Genomic DNA, 992 nt, shown 5'->3' on the forward strand with positions numbered 1-992 from the left:
TGCGCTGGCTGACCGCGGGGGAGTCCCACGGTCCCGCACTCGTGGCGACGCTGGAGGGTCTTCCCGCCGGTGTGCCGATCACCACGGAGATGGTGGCGGACCACCTGGCCCGGCGCCGGCTCGGTTATGGGCGTGGTGCGCGCATGAAGTTCGAGCGCGACGAGGTCACCTTCCTCGGCGGTGTCCGCCACGGCCTGACCCTCGGCTCGCCGGTCGCGGTCATGGTGGGCAACACCGAGTGGCCCAAGTGGGAGCAGGTCATGGCGGCCGACCCGGTCGACCCCGAGATCCTCGCCGGCCTCGCCCGCAATGCCCCGCTGACCCGGCCGCGCCCCGGTCATGCTGATCTTGCCGGTATGCAGAAGTACGGTTTCGACGAGGCGCGTCCGATCCTGGAGCGCGCCTCCGCGCGGGAGACCGCGGCCCGTGTCGCACTGGGTGCGGTGGCGCGGTCGTATCTCAAGGAGACGGCGGGGATCGAGATCGTCTCGCACGTCGTCGAGCTGGCGTCGGCGAAGGCGCCGCGGGGTGTGCTGCCGACGCCGGCCGATGTGGAGAGGCTGGACGCCGACCCGGTGCGCTGTCTGGACGCGGATGCGTCGAAGGCGATGGTCGCGGAGATCGACCAGGCCCACAAGGACGGCGACACCCTCGGTGGTGTGGTCGAGATCCTCGCCTACGGCGTTCCGGTGGGGCTGGGTTCGCATGTGCACTGGGACCGCAAGCTGGATGCCCGCCTCGCCGGTGCCCTGATGGGTATCCAGGCGATCAAGGGCGTGGAGATCGGTGACGGTTTCGAGCTGGCCCGGGTGCCCGGCTCCAAGGCGCACGACGAGATCGTCAACACCGGTGAGGGCATCCGTCGGGTCTCCGGGCGCTCCGGCGGCACCGAGGGCGGCCTGTCCACCGGCGAACTGCTGCGGGTGCGGGCCGGGATGAAGCCGATCGCGACGGTGCCGCGGGCTCTGCAGACGGTGGATGTGGTGACCGGT

At 71.2% G+C, this 992-nt stretch carries 1 protein-coding gene; it reads left to right on the plus strand.

Annotated features, from left to right (window positions below; genetic code table 11):
• The coding region (gene aroC / locus AC31A1_RS51870) for a chorismate synthase (protein WP_489659989.1) at window positions 1–992 on the plus strand (992 nt) is incomplete at both ends.

The sequence above is a fragment of the Streptomyces sp. P5F9 genome, from assembly GCF_057961495.1.